Source organism: Actinoplanes sp. NPDC004185 (assembly GCF_053603475.1).
On the sequence record NZ_JBSGFR010000034.1, the window covers coordinates 1 to 24,537 of the forward strand.

24 protein-coding genes are annotated in these 24,537 nt (G+C 73.3%); 14 read left to right on the top strand and 10 right to left on the bottom strand.

What is annotated here, in order from left to right; all coding sequences use genetic code 11:
* Positions 1-108: 108 nt before the first annotated feature.
* From ACWEOZ_RS29980 to ACWEOZ_RS30005, 6 genes are all read left to right on the top strand, one after another.
* The gene (locus ACWEOZ_RS29980; protein ID WP_451914009.1) at positions 109-312 is read left to right on the top strand and encodes a hypothetical protein; all 204 of its coding nucleotides are present in this window, start codon (positions 109-111) and stop codon (positions 310-312) included.
* Positions 309-932 carry a DNA-3-methyladenine glycosylase family protein gene (locus ACWEOZ_RS29985; RefSeq protein WP_451914010.1) on the top strand — a complete coding sequence of 208 codons (624 nt, stop codon included), beginning with the start codon at positions 309-311 and terminating at the stop codon, positions 930-932. Before ACWEOZ_RS29980 ends, ACWEOZ_RS29985 begins: the two co-directional genes overlap by 4 nt.
* Positions 933-1,489: 557 nt before the next feature.
* Positions 1,490-1,696: a hypothetical protein gene (locus ACWEOZ_RS29990; RefSeq protein ID WP_451914011.1), complete on the top strand. Its 207-nt coding sequence runs from the start codon at positions 1,490-1,492 to the stop codon at positions 1,694-1,696.
* Positions 1,641-2,600: a matrixin family metalloprotease gene (locus tag ACWEOZ_RS29995; protein ID WP_451914012.1), complete on the top strand. Its 960-nt coding sequence runs from the start codon at positions 1,641-1,643 to the stop codon at positions 2,598-2,600. Before ACWEOZ_RS29990 ends, ACWEOZ_RS29995 begins: the two co-directional genes overlap by 56 nt.
* Positions 2,601-2,617: 17 nt before the next feature.
* Positions 2,618-3,724: a hypothetical protein gene (locus ACWEOZ_RS30000; protein ID WP_451914013.1), complete on the top strand. Its 1,107-nt coding sequence runs from the start codon at positions 2,618-2,620 to the stop codon at positions 3,722-3,724.
* Complete coding sequence (locus ACWEOZ_RS30005) at positions 3,721-5,028, top strand: hypothetical protein (protein WP_451914014.1); 1,308 nt, start codon at positions 3,721-3,723, stop codon at positions 5,026-5,028. The genes ACWEOZ_RS30000 and ACWEOZ_RS30005 overlap by 4 nt, the downstream gene beginning before the upstream one ends.
* Here the strand turns inward: ACWEOZ_RS30005 and ACWEOZ_RS30010 are convergent.
* From ACWEOZ_RS30010 to ACWEOZ_RS30035, 6 genes are all read right to left on the bottom strand, one after another.
* On the bottom strand, positions 5,009-5,788 hold the full coding sequence (locus ACWEOZ_RS30010; RefSeq protein WP_451914015.1) for an aminoglycoside adenylyltransferase domain-containing protein: 780 nt from the start codon (positions 5,786-5,788) through the stop codon (positions 5,009-5,011). The genes ACWEOZ_RS30005 and ACWEOZ_RS30010 overlap by 20 nt on opposite strands.
* A complete protein-coding gene (locus ACWEOZ_RS30015; RefSeq protein ID WP_451914016.1) occupies positions 5,775-7,490 on the bottom strand; it encodes a glycoside hydrolase family 13 protein in 1,716 nt (571 codons plus the stop codon). The genes ACWEOZ_RS30010 and ACWEOZ_RS30015 overlap by 14 nt, the downstream gene beginning before the upstream one ends.
* A gap of 69 nt (positions 7,491-7,559) precedes the next feature.
* Positions 7,560-8,621: a LacI family DNA-binding transcriptional regulator gene (locus tag ACWEOZ_RS30020; RefSeq protein WP_451914017.1), complete on the bottom strand. Its 1,062-nt coding sequence runs from the start codon at positions 8,619-8,621 to the stop codon at positions 7,560-7,562.
* A 30-nt stretch (positions 8,622-8,651) separates the two neighbouring features.
* The gene (locus tag ACWEOZ_RS30025) at positions 8,652-9,560 is read right to left on the bottom strand and encodes a serine hydrolase domain-containing protein (protein WP_451914018.1); all 909 of its coding nucleotides are present in this window, start codon (positions 9,558-9,560) and stop codon (positions 8,652-8,654) included.
* 40 nt (positions 9,561-9,600) lie between these two features.
* On the bottom strand, positions 9,601-11,592 hold the full coding sequence (locus ACWEOZ_RS30030) for an ATP-binding protein (RefSeq protein WP_451914019.1): 1,992 nt from the start codon (positions 11,590-11,592) through the stop codon (positions 9,601-9,603).
* A 10-nt stretch (positions 11,593-11,602) separates the two neighbouring features.
* Positions 11,603-11,977, bottom strand: coding sequence for a response regulator (locus ACWEOZ_RS30035; RefSeq protein WP_433727191.1), 375 nt, complete (start codon positions 11,975-11,977; stop codon positions 11,603-11,605).
* A 197-nt stretch (positions 11,978-12,174) separates the two neighbouring features.
* Here ACWEOZ_RS30035 and ACWEOZ_RS30040 point away from each other — a divergent pair, with 197 nt between their 5' ends.
* The 3 genes from ACWEOZ_RS30040 to ACWEOZ_RS30050 all read left to right on the top strand — a co-directional run bounded on the left by ACWEOZ_RS30040 (position 12,175) and on the right by ACWEOZ_RS30050 (position 14,830).
* Positions 12,175-12,414: a hypothetical protein gene (locus ACWEOZ_RS30040; protein ID WP_451914020.1), complete on the top strand. Its 240-nt coding sequence runs from the start codon at positions 12,175-12,177 to the stop codon at positions 12,412-12,414.
* A gap of 152 nt (positions 12,415-12,566) precedes the next feature.
* Positions 12,567-12,839, top strand: a complete 273-nt coding sequence (locus ACWEOZ_RS30045) for a hypothetical protein (protein ID WP_451914021.1) — start codon at positions 12,567-12,569, stop codon at positions 12,837-12,839.
* A 161-nt stretch (positions 12,840-13,000) separates the two neighbouring features.
* Positions 13,001-14,830 carry an anthranilate synthase family protein gene (locus tag ACWEOZ_RS30050; protein WP_451914022.1) on the top strand — a complete coding sequence of 610 codons (1,830 nt, stop codon included), beginning with the start codon at positions 13,001-13,003 and terminating at the stop codon, positions 14,828-14,830.
* 87 nt (positions 14,831-14,917) lie between these two features.
* On the opposite strand, the gene ACWEOZ_RS30055 is transcribed toward ACWEOZ_RS30050, so the two are convergent.
* Positions 14,918-15,514 carry a hypothetical protein gene (locus tag ACWEOZ_RS30055; protein ID WP_451914023.1) on the bottom strand — a complete coding sequence of 199 codons (597 nt, stop codon included), beginning with the start codon at positions 15,512-15,514 and terminating at the stop codon, positions 14,918-14,920.
* Between the two features lie 144 nt (positions 15,515-15,658).
* Between ACWEOZ_RS30055 and ACWEOZ_RS30060 the strand changes: the two genes are divergently transcribed.
* The 5 genes from ACWEOZ_RS30060 to ACWEOZ_RS30080 all read left to right on the top strand — a co-directional run bounded on the left by ACWEOZ_RS30060 (position 15,659) and on the right by ACWEOZ_RS30080 (position 19,675).
* The gene (locus ACWEOZ_RS30060; protein WP_433727181.1) at positions 15,659-16,324 is read left to right on the top strand and encodes a winged helix-turn-helix domain-containing protein; all 666 of its coding nucleotides are present in this window, start codon (positions 15,659-15,661) and stop codon (positions 16,322-16,324) included.
* A complete protein-coding gene (locus ACWEOZ_RS30065; RefSeq protein ID WP_451914024.1) occupies positions 16,321-17,706 on the top strand; it encodes a sensor histidine kinase in 1,386 nt (461 codons plus the stop codon). The genes ACWEOZ_RS30060 and ACWEOZ_RS30065 overlap by 4 nt, the downstream gene beginning before the upstream one ends.
* 9 nt (positions 17,707-17,715) lie before the next feature.
* On the top strand, positions 17,716-18,735 hold the full coding sequence (locus ACWEOZ_RS30070) for an aldo/keto reductase (RefSeq protein ID WP_451914025.1): 1,020 nt from the start codon (positions 17,716-17,718) through the stop codon (positions 18,733-18,735).
* A 20-nt stretch (positions 18,736-18,755) separates the two neighbouring features.
* Complete coding sequence (locus ACWEOZ_RS30075) at positions 18,756-19,334, top strand: DsbA family protein (RefSeq protein WP_451914026.1); 579 nt, start codon at positions 18,756-18,758, stop codon at positions 19,332-19,334.
* Positions 19,335-19,405: 71 nt separating this feature from the next.
* Entirely contained in the window at positions 19,406-19,675 is a 270-nt protein-coding gene (locus tag ACWEOZ_RS30080; protein WP_451914027.1) for a hypothetical protein, read from the top strand.
* Between the two features lie 6 nt (positions 19,676-19,681).
* Here the strand turns inward: ACWEOZ_RS30080 and ACWEOZ_RS30085 are convergent, their stop codons facing one another.
* The 3 genes from ACWEOZ_RS30085 to ACWEOZ_RS30095 form a co-directional block, all read right to left on the bottom strand.
* Positions 19,682-20,422: an SDR family oxidoreductase gene (locus ACWEOZ_RS30085; protein ID WP_451914028.1), complete on the bottom strand. Its 741-nt coding sequence runs from the start codon at positions 20,420-20,422 to the stop codon at positions 19,682-19,684.
* 279 nt (positions 20,423-20,701) lie between these two features.
* Positions 20,702-21,148, bottom strand: coding sequence for a DUF6010 family protein (locus ACWEOZ_RS30090; RefSeq protein WP_451914029.1), 447 nt, complete (start codon positions 21,146-21,148; stop codon positions 20,702-20,704).
* A gap of 88 nt (positions 21,149-21,236) precedes the next feature.
* Entirely contained in the window at positions 21,237-24,503 is a 3,267-nt protein-coding gene (locus tag ACWEOZ_RS30095; RefSeq protein WP_451914030.1) for an SCO7613 C-terminal domain-containing membrane protein, read from the bottom strand.
* Between the last annotated feature and the right edge of the window lie 34 nt (positions 24,504-24,537).

Consider the following 24,537-nt stretch of genomic DNA (forward strand, 5'->3'; position numbering starts at 1 on the left):
TCCCGCCCCCCCCCCCCCCGCGGCGCCCCCCGGCCGGTTCGCGAGTCACCCGGGTCTGACGGGGTACTACCCGGGGCGAGGCACCGCAGCGACCACCGAGAGGAACCCATGAGCAGCGAGGACCGCGTCGTCACCAACGCCGCCAGCACCGACCAGCACATCACCGGCAGTCAGGAGACCGGCGACTTCATCACCGACCAGGCGCCCACCGCGACCACGCCGGCCCACGGCAGCAGCAACTCCGGCATCAATTCGACCGGCGCCAACAAGCCCGGCGCGACCGAGGGCGCCACCGGCCAGTCCCCGGAGTGACGGCCCCGGCCACCACCCTCGGGCTCGCCGAGCTCGGCCGGCGCGAGCCCGCCTTCGCCGGCATCGTCGAGCGCTTCGGGCCGCCGCCGGCGTGGGAACGCGAGCCCGGCTTCAGCACGCTGCTGCGGATCGTGCTGGAGCAGCAGGTGTCGCTGGCCTCGGCCCAGGCGGCCTACGACCGGCTCCGCGCGGTCGTCGAGCCCCTCACGCCGGGCGGATTCCTGCTCCTGGACGACGCCCGCCTGCTGACGATCGGCTTCAGCCGGCAGAAGACCCATTACGCCCGGGCACTGGCCACCGCCGTGCTGGACGGCTCCCTCGACCTCGACGCCCTCGCCGGGCAGACCGACGAGCAGGTCGACGCGGCCCTGCGCACGATCCCGGGCATCGGCCCCTGGACGGCGACGATCTACCGGCTGATGGCCCTGGGCCGGCCGGACGCGTGGCCGGCCCACGACATCGCTGTGGCGCAGGCGGTCGCTGAGCTGTGGAACCTGCCGGCCCGCCCGACCCCCGAGCAGCTGCTGGAGATCGCCGAGGCGTGGCGTCCGTGGCGCGCGATCGCGGCGAAGCTGCTGTGGCACTACTACCTCTCGACACCGCGAAGGCCCGGTCGGTGACGAGATTCCGCGGGTGGCGGCGAGCGGGTTGCCGAACAGGACGCCGCGGGTCGGCCGGTGGGAGTAGTCGTACCGGTTGCCGTCGGTGAGGAAGACGTCCGGGTCCGCGGGGTCGCCGACCTTCAGCAGGTGGCGGGAGCTGGCGTAGAAGCCCGCGCGCCGTTGATCTGCGGGCGCTACATGGTGAAGGCCGCGGTGTCGCTGCACGCTCCACCGGGCCAGGACGAAGGCCCGGGTGTGCCGCCCGGTCTGTCCGGCCGGCGGCAGCGCCGCGGTAGTAGCCGTCCCAGCCGGCCGGGGCCGCCACAATCTTTGATCGGCGCGCGGAGTCCGCACCCGGAATATGTCTGACCGTCGCGGCCTCGATGCATTCTGGAAAATGGCCCCCGGCCCTCCCCGGAATCATTTTCCGCAGAATGAAAGATGGTCTTCGTTCCCGCCTTCACGCCTGATTGACGGCCATCCTCGGTCGGGCGTAGAACAGAGGCCAGGACTTTTCCGTTCCCATTCGGATCACCGCGGCCACCGGCCCGGCGATTACTCGCGCGGGAGGGGACATGACGCGCGAGGAAATGGAGTTCGCCCGCTGGCGGGATTCGCTGCGTGTTCTCGTCGTGGACGGTGAACAACTCTTCGTCATTCACGGCGATCGGCTTGTCGACGAGAGTCAGCTCCGCCGTGAGTGGGCCGACCGCGAAGGAGGAAATCATGGCAACCCGGGAAACGAAGACGCCGGCGACCCGCAGCAGCCGGACCAGGCGTGACTCCCCGCTCCCCGAGGCCACCGAGGGCGGCGGGCGGTACGCGACCCGCCGCGCCGCGACGACCGGCTTCGAGGCATCGGCGGTGGACGAGCCGGCGGCCTCGGGCCACGAGGAGATCAAGCGCAATCAGGTCGTGATCGACGGCGAGGAGTACCAGCTCGCCGAGGGTGACTTGCTGCTGGACCGCGACCAGGTCGACATCTACGCGCTGGACCAGCGGTTGCGCCGCGCCCAGAGCGCCTTGATGAACCGGACCGAGTTCAGCGACGCGCCGGTCACGCCCGGCGCCGGGACGAGCGCGCTGGTGGCGATCGCCCAGGAGGGGCAGATCGTGCGGTGGGCGCCGGGAGTGATCCTCACTTTCTGCGTACTGCGGGAGACCTTCCCCGACCAGCAGAAGTACGAGATCGCCGCGCAGAACATGCAGCTGGCCGCCCAGCAGTGGATGGACGTGTGCGGGATCGAGTTCCGCTACCTGCAGGAGTTCGACACCAGCACGTCGCTACGCCCGGAAGGGGTCGTCTTCCCGGTCCGCCACATCGACGCCAGCGGAGCGTTCATCGCCGCCGCGTTCTTCCCCACCGACGAGAAGTCGCGCTGGCGGGTCCTGATCGACCCGTCGTACTACGGGACGTCGTTCGACCAGGTCGGCGTGCTGCGCCACGAACTGGGGCACACGCTCGGATTCCGGCACGAGCACATCCGCTCCGCCGCCCCGGCGGTCTGCCCCGACGAGTCGACGAGCGGCACCGTCGACCTCACCGCCTACGACCCGAAGTCGGTCATGCACTACTTCTGCGGCGGGGTGGGCTCCCGTGAGCTCGCCATCACCGAGGTGGACCGGACCGGCGCCCAGCTGGTCTACGGGCCACCGCTGCGCGACTTCGTCCTACTGGAACCCTGAAGCCTGAGGAGACAGCCATGTCGATCACGACCCGGGGCGGCAACGGCAGCCGTACCGCCTCGACCACCGCCCGATCCGGCCCGTCGTGGGCCACCCGCCGGCCGTCGACGACCGTCGCCCAGCGCCAGCGCGACACGCTGGAGCAGACCACCGGCCCGGGCGTCACCGATCCACTGCGGGCCGTGCAGGAACAGAACGCCAACCCGGAGTTCACCGGGTACCGGGCGGAGATGGCCGCAAGATACGTCGAGTCGCTGCAGCTTCCGCCGGCGAGCGGCAAGATTCCCGGCTTCCAGCTGATCCCCAACAGCGTGGCCGCCGAGACCGGCCTGCGTGGGCTCGCCGCCGGGCTGGAGGGCACCGAGGATCCCTGGGACACATTGGATCCGGCCCAGCCGCAGCCGGCGACCGGTGCGGTGGACGGCAACACCGTCGCGTCGTTCGTCGACGGTCTCAACGGTCAGCAGAAGGACGACGTGCTGCTGGCGACGCTGTTCGCGCAACTGGCGGCCAACGCGCGTTACAACAGGACGGAGGACCCGTTCAACTGGTCGAACTATTACGCCGACGTGCTGGGCAACATCGGCTTCGTACACCAGAACAGCCAGTTCCGGCGCTTCGAATCGTCGCAGGCGCGGTTCACGATGGACGAGGTCGTGCTCAAGATGCTCGCCGCGGTGTTGACCGAGGATGCCCGGGCCACGTTGCAGCAGTCCATCGACGCGGTCAAGGAACTGCGTGACGACAGTGGCGCCCTGGTCATCTTCGAACGCAACTCGCACACCGTGAACAACGGCAATTTCATGATCGAGCCGTGCACGGTGTCGCCCGGCGGCGTGGTGATGATGTCGCTCGGTTCTTTCGTGTTCAAGTCCACCGAATCGGTCACCAAGGTGCTCTGGTTCTCGTTCCGGGGCGGGCCGAACACCAAGGTGGCCATCAACCGCAATCTGTGTGCGCTCAATCAGAACGTTTTCGGGCAGATTCGCGACACCATCATGACGCGGGTGGTCGGGCACATCACGGATTACGTCCGGACCATTCCCCTGGCCGAGGAGCCTCAGCCGCAGCCCGGCGGACTGAGCGGATTCGGCGACGCCGCCGGATGGGCGTCGCTGCGATGACACTGCCCGCCAGCCGGTTGCGGGCGATCGATCTCGGCGAGACGCCGGCGCAGGCCGGCGTCCCGCTGGACGAGTCGTCCGCAGGCGCCGTGACCGGCGGCGCCGTGATCGCCTTCGGCGCGGCGCTGTCCGGCCGGCAGCGCCTGGACGTCGTGCACAGTCTGCTCTTCGGTCAGCTCGCCGCGTCGGCCCGCGCCGACCGGCCCAGCCGGTGGTCGCAGTGGTACGACGAGTTCGGCACTGTCCTCGAACAGATCGGCTATGTCCGTGGCAACGACTCCAAGGCCCGGCAGTGGCAGGCGGCAGGACCGTTCTCGTACGCCGCCCCCGTGCTGGACCTCTTCACGGAGTACGCGGGGGACTTCGCTCGTCGACGGGTGCAGGACGTCCTGTCAGCACTGAGCCTCGACCCGGGCGCGCAAACCACTTTCGAGGCGGCCTGCCTCTCCGGCGCGCTGGGCAATTTCCAGGTCGTGATCGCCGACGCCGAGGACGGCACTGTGCGGCTGCGCCTGGCGCAGTGCGTCCTGCAGGCCCCGGAACACCTCAGAAGCCTGGTGGCGGAGCCGCTGCCCGGCAGCACCCGGTTCTGGACCCGCTATGGCGACCTCACGCTCGACGAGCGCGCCTACGCCGCCGGCCGGTCCACGATCGAACAGCGGCTCGGCGAGCGCCGCACCACCATGGTGGCACCGCTCGTGCCGGCCGGGATTCCGGATCTGCCCGATCCCGGCGACCCGGGCGGCGAGCTGGACTACGACCCGAGCGATCCCTTCGGCGACTCGGCGACGGAACCGGCCGGGCCGGCCGTCGCGGACCGGTTCGGGGACTGGGGCGATCCGGTGGTCGACACCATGCTGGTCGACGAACCGGGCGCGGCCATCCGGCTCGTCGAGACGTCGACCGTGGACCGCGACCGGCTCACCATCGTGCTGCAGACGCCCAACACGATCACGTGGTGGAAGTCGATCACGGTGTACGCGGTGCGCGTTCCACCCGGGCAGGACCCGCTGCAGTTCGTGACCAACGTGCAGTTCCTGGCGAGGCGCACCGAGCCGCGGGGCCTGAGCGAGTACGCGGCGGCGCTGACCGACCCGAACGCTCAACTGCTGGGGCGGATCGAGACCAAAGATCTCACCCACCAGGCCACGTTCCGGGTGGAGCCGTGGATGCTCGACGGCAACGAGGTGCACCTGGAATTTCACAAGGCGGGCTTCCTGGGCATCGCCGCGTACATCCCCGTCGAATTCTGGCTGCGGGGCGGGCAGGGCAAGCAGTACACCTTCACCTGGCTGCGCGATTGAGTCCGTCCGTGACCAGCCGGCCGAGCTGGGCCAGGACCGCGTCGACGTGCGGCCCGACCTGGGCCTTCAGCTCGTCGCTCCAGGTTTCGTCGGCGTAGCTGGTGGTGCGGTAGAGGTCACGGGCGTGCTCGAGCACCGGCCGGTGCTCCGGGGGCAGGCGGGCGAGCGCCCAGTCCGCCGCCGTGTCCTTGGCGACGATCGTGCCGGTGCTCAGCGTGGTCCAGATGCGGGCGAAGGTCAGCAGCACGTTGCGGGTGTCCTCGGCCAGGTCGGCGAGCAGTCCGGGGATGCCGTCCACGCCGGCCCGGAGCAGCAGCTCGGTGGGCACGGGGTCGAGCACCCGCGCCGGTGGGGGCCCGGCCAGCGTACGGTTCCCGGCCAGGGCCACCGCGGCCTCCAGCGCCAGGCCGGGCATCGGTTCGGGCGCGGGGATCAGGCCGGCCTCGTAGTCGGCGCGCAGCCATTCGCCGTACAGGAAGTCGCCGGTCGGTGGGTAGCGCCACGGGCGTACCGCGGCCTGGACCACGACGGTGAGCTCCATCGGCCGGGCCCCCACCGCGGAACCGGAGATCGGCAGCAGGCCGGCGATCAGGGCCCGCCGCTGGTCCTCGGTCAGCGAGCGGCGGGTGACCGCGAGGATGTCGACGTCACTGGCCGGCCGCAGGCCGCCGAGGACGGCCGAGCCGTGCAGGTACGCACCGGCCAGCTCCGCCCCGGCGACCTCGGTGATCAGCTCGACGACCCGCTCAACGTGCTCCATCCGGCGATCCTGGCACCCACCAGACGGTCGTGTCCGCCGGAATTTCCGCCTCCGCGCCCGACAGGTCCACCGGTCCGCTGGTCAGCAGGGCCTGACCGGGCCGCGGGATGCGGATCGGCGCCGCGGTCATGTTGACCGTGCACCGAAGAGAGTCTCCGCGTTCGAAGACCAGCAGGCCGTCCGGCCCATCGCACCAGCGCAGGTTGTCCGCCGCGCCCAGCGCCGGCTCGGACCGGCGCAACGCCAGCGCGGCCCGGTACAGCTCCAGGGTGGACGCCGGGTCGCCCTGCTGGGCCGCCACGCTCAGCCGGGCCCAGCCGGCCGGCTGCGGCAGCCAGCTGGCGCCGCCCTCCGGACCGAAGCCGTAGGGCGCCTGCTCACCCGCCCAAGGGATCGGGACGCGGCAGCCGTCGCGGTAGCCGTCCTGGCCGGTCGCGCGGTGGAACGCCGGGTCCTGGCGGACCTCCGGCGGCAGGTCGATCACTTCCGGCAGGCCGAGCTCCTCGCCCTGATACAGGTACGCCGAGCCGGGCAGCGCCAGCAGCAGCAGGGTGGCCGCCCGGGCCCGTCGCAGGCCCGCCACCGGGTCCACCTCGGCCGGCCGGCGTCCCGCCACGTCGCCCTCGCCGGCCTGCAGCAGCCGGCTGGTGTGGCGCACCACGTCGTGGTTGGACAGGGTCCAGGTGGCCGGGGCCCCGACCCGGCGCATGGCCTCGAGGGACTCGTCGATGACCCGCCGCTGGGTGGCGACGTCCCAGGCGGTGCCCAGGTAGCTGAAGTTGAACGCCTGGTGCAGTTCGTCGGGGCGGACGTAGTTGGCGACCCGGTCCAGGGTGGGCGCCCAGGCCTCGGCCACCGCGATCCGCTCGCCCGGGTACTCGTCGAGGATCCGGCGCCAGCTGCGGTAGATGTCGTGCACGCCGTCGCGGTCGAAGCAGGGGCTGACGCCCACGTCGAGCAGGTGCCATTCGGTGCGGGTGCCCAGGTCGGGCAGGCCCGCGGCCTTGACCAGGCCGTGGGCCACGTCGATGCGGAAGCCGTCGACGCCCAGGTCCAGCCAGAAGCGCAGGATGGTGCGGAACTCGTCGGCCACCGCCGGGTGGTCCCAGTTGAAGTCGGGCTGCTGCGGCGCGAACAGGTGCAGGTACCAGTCGCCCGGGGTGCCGTCCGGGTCGGTGGTGCGGGTCCAGGCCGGGCCGCCGAAGATGGACGGCCAGTCGTTGGGCGGCAGCTCGCCGCCGGCGCCGCGGCCGGGGCGGAAGTGGTAGCGGGCGCGCATCGGGGAGCCGGGGCCCTCGGCGACGGCCCGGCGGAACCACTCGTGCTGGTCCGACGAGTGGTTGGGGACCAGGTCGACGATGACCCGCAGGCCGAGGTCGTGGGCGTCGCCGATCAGGGCGCGGGCGTCGGCCAGGGTGCCGAACATCGGGTCGACCGTGCGGTAGTCGGCCACGTCGTAGCCGGCGTCGGCCTGCGGCGAGGCGTAGAACGGCGACAGCCAGACGGCGTCGACGCCCAGGTCACGCAGGTACGGCAGGCGGCTGCGGATGCCTGGCAGGTCGCCGATGCCGTCGCCGTCGGAGTCGGCGAAGCTGCGCGGGTAGATCTGGTAGATGACCGCGCCCCGCCACCAGGAGGTGGGCGCGGTTGTGGCGGCGCCGTCGCGCTCAGCCGTGGGGTATGCGGTCAGTTGATCGGTCATGGCGGCTGACGCTAGCAGGTTACTAACTCGTGTTACATAGCTTGCGACCGAGATTCCGACGGGGCCCGGTCAGGCCGGTTTCGCCGTGGAGTCGCGCACGATCAGCGAGGTGCCCAGCGACTGGTGCGGGTGCTGGTCCTCGCCGCGGATCGCCGAGATGAGGAAGTTCGCCGCGGTGCGGCCCTTGGTCACGATGGGCTGGCGGACCGTGGTCAGCCGGGGCCGGAACCAGGCCGACTCGGCCAGGTCGTCGAAGCCGGTCACCGACACCTCACCGGGCACGTCGACGCCCAGCTCCTGCAGGGCGTCCACCGCCCCGTAGGCCAACACGTCGGACAGAGCCAGGATCGCCGTCGGCGGCTGCGGACCGGTCATCAGCGCCCGGGTCGCGCGGTAGCCGTCCGTCCGGGTCACCGGCACCTCGGCCAGCTCGATGTCGGCCAGGCTCAGCCCGGCCTCGGCCAGCGCCTCGGTGATGCCGGCCATCCGCCGGGCCAGCGGCCCCCGGTAGCCGCGCACCGCCCGGTCCGGGCCCGGGTCCATCGAGACCACAGCGAGCCGCCGGTGGCCCAGCTCCAGCAGGTAGCGGGTGACCTCGCGGGCGCCGCCGTGGTCGTCGACGTCCACACTGGGCGCGTTCTCGTACCGGTCGCTGTCGATCAGCACGAACGGGATGTCGCGGCGGACCAGCTCGGCGACCTCACCGCGGTCGGTCTCCAGCCCGCAGACGATGAAGCCGTCGACCGCCGCGTACGGGATCGCCTTGAGCACGGAGTCCTGCAGCGGCGGGGTCAGCAGCAGCGTGTAGCCCTCCTGGTCGCACACCTGCCCGACGCCCATCAGGAACCGGGCGTAGTACGGGTTCTCCAGGATCCGGGCCAGCCGCTGCGGCAGCAGCACCCCGAGCGACTGGGTGGCACCGGACTGCAGCATCCGGGCCAGCGTGTCGGGGGCGTAGCCGAGCTCCTGCGCCGCCGCGAGGATCCGCTCGCGGGTCGCGGTGGAGATGCGCTGCGGGTTGTTGAAGGCGAAGGACACCGCCGAACGCGACACCCCCGCGGCCGCCGCCACGTCGCTGGACGTGGGCTTACCGCGGCGGCGCGGCTGCTCGCCGGTCCTTCTCGACGGCATCCGCCCGACCTCGCTGCAGTAGGTGAGCGCTTACGATAACGCAGCGGCGGTCAGCAGCAGCCGGGTCACCGCGTGCACGTCGGCGTGCTCGTCGTCGCTCAGCAGCACCACGCTCGCCCGCCGCTCCGGCAGCCAGGCCGCGAAGGACACGAAACCCGGGAGGTCACCCGGGTGGAACCAGGCCCGGTGGCCGCCGACCGTGCCGACGAAAAGGCCGTAGCCGTAGTGGCCGGCGAAGAAGGAACGCCCCGGGCGCGGCTCCTCGGCCGTGGGGGCGAGCGGGCCGGTCAGCACCGCGTGCGACTCGAAGCCCAGCAGCGCACCGGCGTGCAGCTGCTCCTGGTAGCGGCTCAGGTCGCCGACCGTCGACCACACGTCGCTGGTGCCCGCCATCGGGGGCAGGGTCTCCGCCGCCACCGCGTCTCTGCCGGGCCGGCCGATCGTGGTCGCCGTCATCCCCAGCGGCGCGAACACCTGCTCGGCGAGGAAGTCGCCGTACGGCTGCTGCGCCGCCTGCTCGACGATGGACGCCACCAGCAGGTAACCCGGGCTGCTGTAGAGCCAGCGCAGGCCCGGCCGGCTCGCGGGCGTCCCCTGCGGGATCAGCCCCAGCCGGTCGGCGATCGCCATCGCCGCGCCCACGTCGAACCCGGGCTCGGCGCCCCAGTGCGGCAGACCGGAGGTGTGGGTCAGCAGGTGGTGCAGGGTCACCTCACGCCACCAGGGCGGGCTGCCGGGCAGCCAGCGCGCGACCGGCCGGTCCAGGGCGAGCCGGCCGCGCTCGGCCAGCAGCAGCGCGGCGACCGCGGCGAACTGCTTGCCGATCGAGGCGACCGGGAAGCGGGTCGTGAGCGTGACGGGCGGGCCGGCGGACTGCACGACGACGGACCCGCCGACGGTCACCAGCGCGGCGCCGCGCAGGCCCTCGAGTGTGCGCATGGCCGACAGGCTATCCCTGTCCGGCGCGGACGCGGAGGCCTCAGGCGGCGGGGAGCCGGATGGTGAAGGTCGTACCGGTCCCCTCGGTCGACTCCACCTCGATCCGGCCGTCGTGGTTGTCCACCACCGTGCTCACGATGGCCAGGCCCAGGCCGGTGCCGGGAACCGCCTGCCGGACCGCGTTGCTGGCCCGGAAGAAGCGGGCGAACAGCGCCTTCTGCTCCCCGGCCGGGATGCCCATGCCGGTGTCGGCGACCACCAGGACGATCTCGGCCCCCTCGCGGCGGGCCGTCACCCGCACCTCTCCCCCGCCGGGGGTGAACTTCACCGCGTTGGCCAGCAGGTTCATCAGGACCCGGTCGAGCTGATCGGGGTCGGCGTGCAGCGGGAGCGGGCCCCGCACGTCGGTGTGCAGGGCGACCTCCGCCTTGGCCGCCGCCGGCGCGATCACCTCGACCGCGTGCTCGACCAGCGCGACCAGATCGACCGGCTCCCGCGAGGTGGAGAACGCCCCGGACTCGATCTTGGAGAGGATGAGCATCTCCTCGATCAGGTCGCGCAACCGCCGGGTGTTGCGGCCGATCACGTTCAGCATCTTGGCCTGGGGCGGGTTCAGCTCGCCGGCCTCGGCGTCCAGCAACAGCTCGACGTAGCCGGAGATGCTGGTCAGCGGGGTGCGCAGCTCGTGCGAGACGGTGGACATGAAGTCGGTCTTGGCGGTGTCGAGCTCCTGCAGGCGGGCGACCAGGTGCTGCTCGCGCTCGTACAGGCGGGCCAGGTGCACGCCGCGGCCCAGGTCGGCGGCGACCACCTCGACGAGCCGTACGTCGACCGGGGTGAAGGGCGGGCCGTGGTCGCGCAGCAGGGTGAGCGCGCCCAGGCACTCCTCGCCGACGCTGACCGCCACGGTCAGCACCGCATCGGCCCCGGCCTCGGCGCAGGCCCGGATCTCGGCCTCCGGCGGCTGCACGTCCCCGGCGGGCGCCGCGTCGTCGGTGGTCCACACGTCACCGCCGGAGAGCCAGCCGACGTCGCAGGCGGCGAGCGCGGCGAGCGGGCCCGTCAGGTGCTCGTCACCGAGGCTCGCGTACTGCGGCACGCCGCTCTGCCCCGGAGCCATCCGGACCAGCACGTGGTCGGCGTTCATCGTGGCGGCCAGGCCCCGGATCGCCTCGCCGATCGCGTCCTGCACCCGCAGGTGCGCGCGGATGCGGTAGCCGAGCTCGCGGACCTCACTGCGCAAGCGCGCCACGTCCCGATCGGCGAGGCGGATCCGTTCGCGCTCGTCGGCCATGGCGTTGACCGCGGCCGCGACCGCCCGGATCTCGGTCGGCCCGCGGCCCGTGTCGGCCCGGGCGTCGAGCCGGCCGGCCCCACGCTCGTCGAGCACCCACGCCACGCCACTGAGCGGACGGGTGATCCGGCGGGCCGTCAGCAGCGCCGCGACCCCGGCCGTCGCCGCCGCCACCAGCGTCAGCACGATCACCACGACAACCGTGACGCCGCCCAGCCAGGAGCTGCGCCGTTGCAGGGTGGTGACGCGCCGGGCCAGGGCGCGGTCGAAGGCCTCGTTCTCACTGACGAAGGCCTGGAACAGCGGCTTGCCCTCGGTCACGTAATGGGCCGCGGCGTCACTGCGGGGCGGTGCGCGGCGCTGCTGCTCGGCCAGGGCCCACCAGATGTCCGCCCGGACCAGCTGGGCGTCGACGGCCGGCTCCTCGGCGTCGGTCGCCAGGTCCAGCAGGTTCAGGCTCGCCTGCGTGTATTCGCCGCGGGCGACCAGATACGTGTCCAGCACCTGGGGGTCGCCGGTGAGCAGATACCCGCGCAGGCCCCGCTGGGCGTCGCCGAGCACCGCCCGCAGCCGGGCGTTGGCCAGCTCCAGCGGCTGCACGTGGGTCGAGAGCTCGCGGACCACCCGATGCTGCACCAGGACCGTGGTCGTCTCGGCCAGCCCGGAACAGACGATCAGAGCCACCAGGACGGCGAACGACCTCGTCAGCAGGCGCCCGACAGAGGGGTCACGGCGCATGGGAGCCGGCTCAGGCCCGGGCTCGGCTCAGCAGTGCCTGGATCCGGGAGACCAGCTCACGGGGACTGAACGGCTTGGTCACGTAGTCGTCGGCGCCGGCGCTGAAGCCTCCCTCGACGTCCTGTTCCTGCACCCGGGCGGTGAGCATGATGATCAGCATGCCGGCGGTGGCCGGCTCGGCCCGCAGCATCCGGCACACGTCGATGCCGGAGAGCCCGGGCATCGAGACGTCCAGCACGGCCAGGGTGGGGCGGTGCGCCCGGGCCTGCTCGAGAGCCGCCTGCCCGTCCTCCACCGCGATCACCTCGAGGCCGGACTGCTCGAGCTTGAACGCCACCAGGTCACGGATGTCGGCGTCGTCGTCGGCGACCAGGACCACCGTCACGGCCATTTCCCCCCGTCGAGGCCGCCCGGAAACGCTCGGCCTACTTACGCTACTTAATCGCACGATATCCGGTTAGTACCGGGTGTGACTGCCGCTCGGCGCAACCGCACGGCAACTGGTGCGCAGCCGCTCTCGCAGCCCCGCCGGGGTGTCCTGGAACCACGACACCCGACCGAGACGCACGGCAGGAGGACCTGATGACTTCCGTGAACCCCGACGACATCCGTACCGAGGCTCTGTTCGTCTCCGACCTGCAGCGCTCGCAGCAGCCGACCCCCGAGCTCATCCGGGCGGCGGTGACCGCGACGGTGGACCGGCTCGGCGAACGCGGCTGCGCCGCCCTGGTCGCCCAGGAGTTCGGCGAGCACCCGGACTGCGCGCTCGGCCGCATGCAGTGGGCCCGCACAGCGGTACGCCGGGCGTACGCCGCCGCCTGACTCCCCCGTACGGCGGCGACCGCTCAGCCCTTCGCCTCGAATACGCACCGTGACGACCGAACCGGGATGTTCACGCTGCCACCCGCCCGCTGCTGCGGGCGGTCCGGCAGGCCGCCAAGCTCAGCCCGGCACCTTCCTCCGCGTCGCCGTCCGTGTCACCCGGCGCTCCCGCCGCGGTGCTGCTGGGCCCGGGCACGGACGCCGACGTGGGCCCGCTGGTCGGGTCCTACTGCCGGGCCACCCACGGCCGGTTCAGCCTCGCGACCGCCACCGCGGACACCTGGGCCTGCGCCCGGATCGGCCGGGCCGGGGTCGCGGTCGACATGGACGCACTCTGCCGCCGGCGCTACGGCGCCGAGGCCTGGGCGGATCTCGGGCGCGCCGGTGACGCCCGGAGCTGGCGCTGCTACCGCGACGGCCCCTAGGATGACCCTCATGCACGCGCGATTGAGCATGTGGTGGCCCGCCGACCCGGCGGCCACACCCACCCGCGTGTAGATCACACCACCGCGGCCGCCTCCGACGAGGCGGCCTTTTTCGTACGGCCCGGTCCTCGGCGGCGACCCCAGCCCGGAACGAGGACCCGATGCAACCCTTCGCCCTGCTGCACCGTGACGGCGCCGACCACGTCGACGTGCTGACCGGCGATGTCGTCACCGTCGACACGCTCGCCGACATCCCGCTGACCCCGGGCCGACCCGGGCCACAGACCCTCGCGCTGGTGCCCTACCGGCAGATCGCCGAGCGCGGCTTCGCGTGCGTCGACGACGGCGCGCCGCTGGAGTGCCTGCGGATCGCCACCCGGACCACCCGCCCGCTCGGCGAAGTGGTCGCCGAGCTGCCCGCGACGCCGGTCTCGCTGCGCGACGGCGGTTTCGACCTCTCCGACGAGGCGTACGGCGAGATCGTCGCCGAGGTGCTGCGCGACGAGATCGGCCACGGCGAGGGCGCCAACTTCGTCATCCACCGGGTCTTCACGGCCGACGTGGACGGCGACCCGCTGGAGGCCGCGCGGTCGGCGTTCCGCCAGTTGCTCACCCGGGAGCAGGGCGCCTACTGGACGTTCCTGGTCCACACCGGCACCCGCACGCTGGTCGGCGCCACCCCGGAACGGCACGTCAGCGTGGCCGACGGGCTGACCATGATGAACCCGATCAGCGGCACCTTCCGGCACGACGGCACGCGTGAGCTCACCGACTTCCTCTCCGACCGCAAAGAGATCGACGAGCTCTACATGGTCCTCGACGAGGAGCTCAAGATGATGGCCGCGGTGGCCGAGCACGGCGGTCAGGTCGTCGGTCCCTACCTCAAGCGGATGGCGCACCTGACCCACACCGAGTATCTGCTGGCCGGCCGCGGCTCCCTGGACGTGCGCGAGGTGCTGCGCGCGACGATGTTCGCCCCGACCGTCACCGGCAGCCCGGTGGAGAACGCCTGCCGGGTGATCGCCCGGCACGAGCGCCGCGGCCGCGGCTACTACGCCGGCGTGCTGGCCCTGCTCGGCCACGACGACGAGGGCCGGCAGACGCTGGACGCGCCGATCCTGATCCGCACGGCGGAGATCTCCCCGGCGGGCCGGCTGCGGGTGCCGGTCGGGGCCACGCTGGTCCGGCACTCGACACCGGCGGGCGAGGTGGCCGAGACCCACACCAAGGCGGCGGGCGTGCTGGCCGCGCTGGGCGCGTCCTCGCTGCGACACCCACCGGTACGCCCGAACGACGACGACCCGGCGATCCAGGCGGCCTTGGCGGCCCGCAACGACGGCCTCGCCCGCTTCTGGCTGGACCAGCGCCGCCCGGGCGCCCTGACCGTCCCCGCCCTCGACGGCCGTACGGCGGTGATCGTCGACAACGAGGACACGTTCACCGCGATGCTGGCCCACCAGCTCAAAGCCCTGGGCCTGGCCGTCACCGTGGTGCCGTGGACCGTCCCTGTCGTACCGCCGGCGGATCTGGTGGTCGTCGGCCCCGGCCCCGGCGACCCCGCCTCGGACGAGCCCAAGATGGTCCGCGTACGCGCACTGGTGGCCGAGCTGCTGGCGGCCCGGCAGCCGCTGCTGGCCGTGTGCCTGGGCCACCAGGTGCTCTCCGCCGCCCTGGGACTGCGGCTGCACCGCCGGGACAGCCCGTACCAGGGGGTGGCCCGGGACATCCCGCTGTGCGGTGCCGTCCGCCGGGTCGGCTTCTACTCCAGCTTCACGGCGCTCAGCCCGGACGACCGGCTCGGCACCGCGTACGGCGAGGTGCAGATCGCCCGCGACGAGGCCGACGGCACCGTGCACGCCCTGCGCGGCCCGGGTTTCGCCGGCGTGCAGTTCCACCCGGAATCGGTGCTCAGCGCGGACGGCATCACTGTCCTCACCGAACTGATCCCGCCACTTGTCACTCAGGTGATTAGTCCCGCCGCTGCGGGGTAGCGATAGTGATGTCGGTGGTTCAAGCGGATCGAGAGCCTCCGCTTGGACCACCGACCCATGTCACCGGGCGGAGGCCGCCCGCCGGGCTCAGCTCGACGACGGAGCCGGCACGCCCGGAGCGGCGGAGCCCGCCGACGGTGGCGCGCTTGGAGCGGCGGAGCCCGCTGGCGGCGGCGTGCCCGGAGCGGTGGACCCCGCCGACGGTGGCGCTCCCGGAGCGGCCGGTGCACCGCCGCGTTCGCCGCCCGGACCACCGGGTCCGCCCGGGCCACGATGTCCTGGGCCGCCACCCTGCTTGCCGTCCCGTTCGGGCGCGATCATGGCCGAGGTGGCGTCCAGCGAGACGCCGTCCGCGTTCACCGTGCCGACGGCATGGATCCGCGTGCCGACCGCGACCCCGTCCGGCTTGCTGGTGATGTTGATCTGACGGGTGAAGCCGTCGCGGTCAGTGATCAGGATCCGGGTGTCGCTGATCGACTTCACCGTGCCGGCGAGGTGCGGCGCGTGCTCATGGCCGGCGCCGCGGCCCGGGCCCGCCGTACCCGCCGACGGCGCCGCGGAGCCGCTCGGTGCCGGCGTGTCCGCGGCCTGGGCCAGCCCGGCGACGCCGAGCGCGAGACCGCCGCCGAGGGCCACGGCCACGGCGACGCGCCGGGCCCGCTGGGTGCTGAGGATCGGTGGCAAAGCTCCTCCAGTGCTGGATGTCGGTTTCGGTGCTCGTCCCACCGTCGCCCGCGAAACTGAAGCGGGCCTGAATCGGTGGCGGTCTTCAGCTGTTCTTCAGCTCGCTGCTCACCCCCGCACAGGCGCGCTGCCGATACTTCGGCCATGGTGGCGAGAGTGCTGGTCGTGGAGGACGAGGACGCGATCCGGGCACCGCTCGCGGCGGCGTTGCGCGGTGCGGGGCACGAGGTGCGGGAGGTGGCCGACGGCGCCGGTTTCGAGGAGGTCGTCGACGCGTACCGGCCGGATCTGGCCCTGCTCGACGTGCAGCTGCCCGGCGGCCGCGACGGCTTCGCGCTGGCCGCGGCGCTGCGCGGGCGCAGCGACTGCGCGGTGCTGATGGTCACCGCCCGCGACGCGGTCGACGACCGCCTCCGGGGGTTCGCCGCGGGGGCCGACGACTACGTGGTCAAGCCCTTCGCCACCGTCGAGGTGCTGGCCCGGGTCGGGGCGATCCTGCGCCGGCTCGGCCGGGTGCCCTCCACCGTGCAGGTCGGCGACCTGGTGGTGGACGAGGACGCCCGGCTGGCGGTGCGTTCGGGTCAGGCGCTGGAGCTCACCGCGACCGAGTTCAAGCTGCTGGCCTACCTGGCCGGGCACCGCGGCCGGATCCTGTCCAAGACCCAGCTGCTCACCCAGGTCTGGGGCTACGACGAGTACGACCCCAACCTGGTCGAGGTGCACGTCAGCGCGCTGCGCCGCAAGCTCGAGCAGCACGGCCCCCGGCTCATCCACACCGCCCGCGGCCTGGGCTACGTGGTCCGCCCGTGAGGCTGCTGCGGCCGTTGTCGCTGCGCGGCCGGGTCACCTGGGCGGTGCTCGGCCTGCTCGCCGTGATCCTGGTGGTGCTGTTCACCGCCGTCGACATCGCGCTGTCCGCCCGGCTGCACGCTGACGCCCGTACCCGGCTGACCGACCGGGTGGCGCTCGCCGGGCAGCTCGATCCGCAGCTCACCGCCCAGCAGCTCGTGGACCGGCTACGCGGTGACGGGGTGACCGCCCGGCTGTGCGTGCGCGACGGCGGCGGCTGTGTCGCCGCGGCGTCCGACCCGGCGCCACCGGGCCGGCGCTACCCGGCCGGCGGCCCGGCCCGGCAGCGGCCCGCCGCCGCCCGGGCCGAGGTGCCGGTGGAGACGGCCGGCAGCGTCATCTTCGTACGCACCGAGCTGAGCGGGCACCAGGTCCTCACGCTCAGCCTGGACACCACCCAGATCACCGACGCGCTCCGCCGGCTGGTCTTCCTGGAGGTCGTCGGCGGGCTGCTGGCCCTGCTGCTCGCCGGGCTCGCGGCCGCCCGGTTGTCGCGCACGGCGCTGCGCCCGCTGGAGGACATGACCGCCCTGGCCGGGCGGATCGCCGCCGGCGACCGGGGGCGCCGGCTGGGCCACCCGCGCACCGACTCCGAGCTCGGCCGCACCGCGGCGGCGTTCGACTCGATGCTCGACGAGCTGGAGGCGGCCCTGGCCACCGCGAACGCCGCCGAGGCCGGGATGCGCTCGTTCCTGGCCGACGCGTCGCACGAGCTGCGGACCCCGATGGCCGGGCTGCAGGCGAACGCCGAGCTGCTGCTGCGCGAGGACCTCGACCGCCCGGAGCGGGAACGGGTCGCGGTCGCCATGATCCGCGAGACCCGCCGCGCCGCCCGGCTGGTCGACGACCTGCTCACCACGGCCCGGCTCGGCCAGGGCGGCATCCGGCTCGCCACCGAGCCGGTCGACCTGGCCCGGCTGGCCGAGGCGGAGACGGCCCGCGCCCGCACGCTGGCGCCGCAGCTGAGCTTCACCGTCTCGGCCGAGCCGGCACCGGTCGTGCACGGCGATCCGGTGCGGCTGGGCCAGATCGTCACCAACCTGCTCGACAACGCCCGGCACGCCACCCCGGCGGGCGGGACGGTGACGGTCACCGTGCGGCACGACGGCGGGCGCGTGGTGCTGGACGTGGCCGACACCGGGCCCGGCGTGCCCGCCGCCGACCGGCCGCTGATCTTCGAACGGTTCGGCCGCGGCGACACGTCACGCTCCCGCGACACCGGCGGGGCCGGGCTGGGCCTGCCGATCGCCCGCGGCCTGGCCGCGGCACACGGCGGCGATCTCCGGTACGTGGACAGCCCGGCCGGCGCCCGCTTCCGGGTGGAACTGCCCGCCGCGACGTAGGTTGCTGGAATGGAATACCGCACTCTCGGCCGCAGCGGCTGCGCCGTCTCCAGTCTCTGCCTGGGCACCATGACCTTCGGCGCCGAGTCCGACGAGGAGGTGTCGCACGCCCAGCTCGACCGGTTCGCCGAGGCCGGTGGCACGTTCGTGGACACCGCCGACGTCTACTCCGCCGGCGAGTCCGAAAAGATCATCGGCCGCTGGTTCGCCTCGCGCAGCGCCGACGTCACCGAACCGATCGTGCTGGCCACCAAGGGACGCTTCCCGATGGCCGGCGACCCGAACGGCGCCGGCCTGTCCGCCCGGCACCTGACCCGCGCGCTCGACGCCTCGCTGACCCGGCTCGGCCTCGACACCGTCGACCTCTACCAGGCGCACTCCTGGGACCCGGTGACCCCGCTGGAGGAGAGCCTGCGCACCCTGGACAGCTTCGTACGCCAGGGCAAGATCCGCTACTACGGCTTCTCGAACTTCACCGGCTGGCAGCTCACCAAGGCGGTGCACCTGGCCCGCGAGCTGGGCCTGGCCGCCCCGGTGACCCTGCAACCGCAATACAGCCTGCTGGTGCGCGAGATCGAGTGGGAGATCGTGCCCGCCGCCCGCGACGCCGGCCTCGGGCTGCTGCCGTGGAGCCCGCTCGGTGGTGGCTGGCTCAGCGGCAAGTACCGCCGCGACCAGCGGCCCAGCGGCGCGACCCGGCTCGGCGAGGACCCCGGCCGCGGCATGGAGGCGTGGGAGCGGCGCGGCACCGACCGGACCTGGACGATCATCGACGCGGTGCAGTCGGTGGCCGAGGCCCGCGACGTGTCGATGGCCGAGGTGGCGCTGGCCTGGGTCACCGACCGGCCCGGCGTGACCTCGACGATCCTCGGGGCCCGTACGGTCGAGCAGCTGGAGACCAACCTGCGGGCGGCCGAGCTGCACCTGGACGAGGCGGAGATCACCGCCCTGGACGAGGCGAGCGACCTGCACGCGCCGGACTACCCGTACGGGCCGCTCGGCATCGACCAGCGCAGCCGCGCCCTGTAGCCCGGCCTAGGATCGCAGCCATGGAGGCCACCTACTTCTTCGACCCGGCATGCCCGTTCACCTGGCGCACCTCGCGCTGGCTGGTCGGCGTGGCGCCGGAGCGCGACGTGACACTGCACTGGCGCGCATTCAGCCTGTCCATCCTCAACGGCGACAACGTCCCGGACCAGTACAAGCCCATGATGGCGGCGTCGGCGCGGGCGCTGCGGCTGGTCGAGGCGCTGCGCGCGGACCACCGTGACGACACCATCGCCACGTTCTACACCGAGCTCGGCACCCGTACGTTCGAGGCGGGCGAGGCGCTCACCGACGAGATCGTGGTGGCCGCCGCCGAGGCCGCGGGCGTGCCCGATCCCAAGACCGTGCTCGACGACGAGTCCTGGGACGAGGCGGTCCGCGCGTCGCACGAGCTGGCGTTCGGCTCGGCGGGCCCGGACATCGGCTCCCCGGTGCTGATGATCGAGGGCGCCGGGCGCGGCGTGCACGGACCGATCATCGACGAGGTCCTGGGCCGGGAGGAAGCGCTGGCGATCTGGGACGCCGTGGTCCCGCTGGCCCGCAGCACCACGTTCTTCGAACTCAAGCGCGGCCGTTCCTGAATACCAGGTTTGCCGGCGCGACCTGGTTGGGTAACCGCGTCGCGCCGGCACCGTACAACGAGGAGAACTCCATGCATGACCCGCAGATCCACCTGGACCCCGCATCGCTGAGCCCGGTGGAGGAGAAGCTGCGCGGCCCGCTGGAGGAGCAGCTGACGTCCGCCCTGCAGCACGCCACCGACAAGGTCAGCCACGACTACGCGGGCGAGCCGGTGAACACGGTGGCCGGCCAGCTGCTGGAGCAGACCCGCGCGGGCCTGCACCCGGACATCGCCGCGGGCTTCACCCCGGACCAGGGCGAGCTGCGCCGCGTCGCGGAGGCGATCGTCCACAACGACTGAGGGTGCTCAGCGGCCGGGCAGCGACCTCAGCGCCTGCGACCGCCGTTCCACCAGCTCGGCGTAGGTGCCGTCACGCTCGGCCCACCGGTGCGTCTGCACGCCCTCGACCAGGATCTCCGGCGGTGTCGGCTCCGTCGCCAGCAGCGCCATGACCTCGTCGAGGTAACCGTCGAGCGGCAGCGCCGCCGGGTTGACCTGCTCCTGTCCGGCGGTGGCGACGGCGGGCGGGATCAGCTCGGCCACCTCGACGCCCGTACCCGCGAGCTGGGCCCGCAGCGACTCGGTGTAAGCGTGCACGCCCGCCTTCGACGCGCCGTAGCCGGGCATGAGCGGGAACGGCAGGAAGGCGATGCCGGAGCTCACCGTGATGATCGTCGCGGCGTCACGGGTCAGCAGGTGCGGGGTGAAGGCGTCGACCACGCGGATGGTGCCGAGCAGGTTCGTGGCGATCGTCGTCTCGGCCGCGGCGAAGTGCGCCGGGTCGCGCAGGTCCTCGGTGAGCATGACGCCGGCCATCGTGACGACGACGTCGAGACCGGGGTGCGCCGCCAGCACCTCGTCGCGGGCGCGCCGGACCGACTCCGGATCGGTGACGTCGATCCGGACCGTCGCCGACCCGTCCTCCGGCTGAGGGGTGCGACCACCGACGATGACCGTGCTGCCGGCGTCCACGAACCGCCGCGCGAGCCCGCGCCCGATCCCGGAGGTGCCGCCGACGATGAGAACTGTGCGCTGGGTGATCTCCACCGGGGCCTCCTGGTAGCTGTCCGGCGCCTGCCGAACCTTCTACCTGGAGACTCCCCCGGACTCCCGGCGGCCGGGAGTTCCCCGCTGATCCTGGGAGTCGCAGGGCCCCTGACCGATCAATGACGGGAGCCGCCGGACCCGGCCCGCGCTCGTGACTGAGCCGGGGCTGTCAGCGCCGGCCTCTCCGGGCGGCGACCACGAGGCCGCCGACAATTGCCACTACGACGATGAGACAGACCAGTAGATGCCACGGTTTGATTGCGCCCATGATCGCGCACCCTACCGGATCCTGTCACCCTGGCCGTACGTGTCGCGCGCGAGCCCGCGGCGACGTTCCCGCAGCCACAGCAGCAGTTCCCGGGGCGACCGCCCACCGGTGAAGCACCACAGGGCGATGACGGGATCGCAGATGGCGCACCCGAACGAGGAGTCGGACAGCGACGGGATCAGCGGCGCACCGCGGCGGTGGTGCAGGATGTCCCAGCCGGTGTGCAGCAGCCAGCCGACGCCGACGAAGGTCCACGACCGCAGGCCCAGGTAGGCGACCACACTCATCAGGGCGGCGAAGCCGAGCTCGCCCAGGCCGAAGCTCCCGCCGCTGATGTAGGCGGCCCCGGCCCCGCCCACGAGGACCGCGTTGATCCTGAGGCGGTGGGGTTCCGGCACGAACGAGAAGACCCCGGCCCAGACGAGCGCCACGACCACGGGGATGACGTAACGAAGCATGTGCCACCGTAGGAACACGGCTGGTGCGGCCGACAGGGCTCTGACGGCCGCGTTCCACCGGATTCTCGCCAGCCGCCGGGGGTTCCGCTCAGCCCATCCGGCCCAGGGCGGATCGGACCCGGGCCAGGTCCCGGCGGCGTCGTTCCAGCGTCATGGCCAGCCCGACCAGCAGCAGCCCGGCCGCCGCCAGCGGAATCCACCGCGGCAGCAGGTCCCAGACCAGCACCACCTCGTGCAGTGCCACCACGGCCAGCACAGTGCCGCCCGCCACCACCGGCGCCCGCAGCCGGCGATGGGCGCCGGCCAGCAGCACCGCGAGCGCGCCCAGGCCGAGCAGCAACCGGCGCAGGGGCTGACCCTCGTCCGCCAGCGCGGAGGCCAGCGTCGGCAACAGTGCCGCTGCCAGCGCCGGGCCGTAGGTCACCCAGCTGGACAGCCCCGGGCGCGAGCGCCGCGCCAGCCAGCCGGCCAGCAGCGCCACCGCGGCCGCCGGCACCGTGTACGCCTCCACCGTCGCGACCTCTTCCGAGGCGAGCAGCAGCCACCAGCCACCCAGCTCCGCGACCGCCGCGGCGAGCACGTGTCCCCGCCGGACCGGCGCGGCCGCACCCGGGCACAACGCCCGCACCCCGAGCGCCAGCCCCCAGAACGTGCACACCGCGGCGGCGTGCCGGATCGAGCCGTCGGTCAGCAGCAGCGCCACCAAGGCCCCCGCGTGGGCCGCCACCTCCACCGCCAGCCCCTCGACCGCCCGACCCGCATCGGCCCGGCGCCCGGTGAGCGTCGCGCCCACGGCCAGGATCACCGCGGCCGCGCCGAGCACGACCAAGGCGCTGGTCGCCGGGGAGAGCTCAGCCGCCCGGCCCACCGTCCAGGCGAACGCCACCGCCGCACCGGCGCCGGTCAGCCAGCCGGCCAGCCGAGCAGCGAGGGCGCGGCCGGCAACACCCGCCACTGCCCCGGCAACCAGCGTCAATCCCAGCGCGGCCAGCGTCGCACCGCGCGTCGCCAGCGCACCGGCGAGCCCGGCACCGGCCAGCGCGGCACCCGTCACCGCCGGCCCGGCCGCCCGCATCCCCGGGCGCAGCAACGCCACCGCGAGCAGCCCGGCGAGTCCGACAACCAGGCTCTCCGCCGGCACACCGGGCCACGGAACCCCGGCCGCGGCGAGACCCATGGGAGCGATGACCGCCAGCACCGGCGCCACGGCCCACACAGCAGCCCGGCGCCCCCGAGCGCCCTGCACCGCGATCACCACTGCCACGGCGAGCACCCCCAGCGCACCGACGTCGGCCCGGGCCACCGCACCGACGCCGGTGCCGTCCGGACGTCCGCTCCACACCTGGCCCAGCCACTCGTAGGGCTGCAGCAGCACAGCGGACAGGCTCGGCGCGGTCGCCAGCACCAGCGCGATCCCGAGCGGAAGAGCAGCCAGACCGGCCGGGACGGTTCGCGAGAAGGTCAGCGCGACCAGCACCAACGCGGTGGCCGCATAGATCGCCGGGGAGTCACCGGTGGCAAGCGCCCAGACCGGCGCGGACACGACACCCAGCAGCGCCGCCGCCAGGGCATAGGGCCGGTACCCGCGACCGATGACCAGCAGCGCACCGACCAGCAGGGCCGCCGCGCCCAGCGCCACCCGGCTCTGCACCGGGTCGGACAGCGACAACGCAGCCGCGCCGCTCCACGCCGCCGCGGGTACAGCCACCATGCCGACGGCAAGCGCCACTCCCCCGAGCACGCCGGCCCTTCGAGCCACCAGTGCGGTGGAGATCCCGATGACGGCTACCGCGCTGAGCGTCGCGCAAGCGACCCACGGCCGTCCAAAGGCGACCGTCACCGCGTGAGTCGTCAGGACAACCGCCACCGCGCCAGGCCACAGCGGAAGGACCCGCAACGCCAGCCCCAGCGCAGCCGCGACCACCACCAGCTCGAATCCCGGCGCGGTCCACCACGGCAACCCGAAACCGGCCGGTGCCGCGACAGCCGCGAGCGCCAGCCCGCCCAGCACGGCATGCGCCTGCATCCCCCGCGGCACCAGCACAGTCAACCCACCGGTGAGCAGAGCGATCACCGCGAGCAGCCGCCAGTCGCCGTCACCGGTGGCCGCGACGGCGATCGTGACCCCCACGACCACCACACCCGTCCCGGCGACCACCAGCAGAGCACCGATCCACGGCCCCCGGCGTACCGCTGCCGGCAGCCGCCGCCGCACGACCGTGACCAACGCGGCCAGCGCCGCGACCACCCCGGCGACCAGCACCGGCGCGGCGAAGCTGCCGCCGGCGACCGCGGCGAACCGCCCAGCCGCGACGGCCAGCGCGACCACCATGAGGCCACCCGTGATCGACTGCGAGCGCGGGGCCCGGGCCAGGACGGCTGCCGCCACGGGTACGCCCGCCGCCGCGATCAACGCCCCGCCGGCCAGTGCCACCTCACCGGCCGCGAAGCGGGTGAAGAGCCCCGTCAGTGCGGCGAGCGCGCCCACGATCGCCGCCCCGCCCCCGAGCGCGTACGCCGTGACCCCCAGCGCGGTCAGCCCGGAACGCCGCAACTGCACCACTGCCAGGTTCACCCCGGCCACCGCCACCAGCGTGTACGCCCAGCCGATGGCGTCCGGGTGGAACGGCGCGACCAGCAGCGGCAGCACCGGCTGAGCCACCAGCAGCGCCCCGAAGCGGGGTCCGATCAGTCCGGTCACGTGCTCGTACCCGGCAGCCACGGCGGCTGTCACCGCGCAGACCGCGCCCGCGTACCCCAGGGCCGAGTAGTCCGCGACGCCGAACAGGTTGACGTACCAGGCCGCGTACCCGTCGAGCAGCACCAGCAGCAGGCCCACCGCCGCGAAGGTCTCCGCCGTCGCGGTGAGGCCGCGGCGCAGCGCGGCGAGCGGCGCCGCCAGGGCCGCGACGGTGAAGCCCGTCAGCAGCAGCGCCCGGCCGCCCACGCCGAACTGCGACCAGGCCACCGCGGTGAAGACGATCGCGGCCACGCCCAGCAGCAGGCCGCCGAGCAGGAACAACGCGTTCTGCACGAGCCGGGTCGAGGCTTCCTTGGTGCGAGGTGCCGCCAGCGGAGGCCGTGGCGGCAGCGGCACGAGGGCCGGGGTCACGGGGGCCAGCGATGCCTGGATCCGCGCGACCGCGGCCTGCCGCAGGTGCCACGCCCGGCGCAGCGCCGCGTCGGCGCCCGCGACCGCTTCGCGCGCGGCCGTCAGCCGGGCGGTGAGCACCGGGATCTCCGCGTCGAGGCGGATCACCTCGGCGGCGTCGGGGTCCGGGCCGCGGCCGCAGCTGGGGCAGCCGGAGGTCAGGTCGGCCGGGGTACGGCACGACGGGCACGGGTACGAGGTCACGCCGTCGATCCTCGTCGCGGCGGCCGCCCGGACC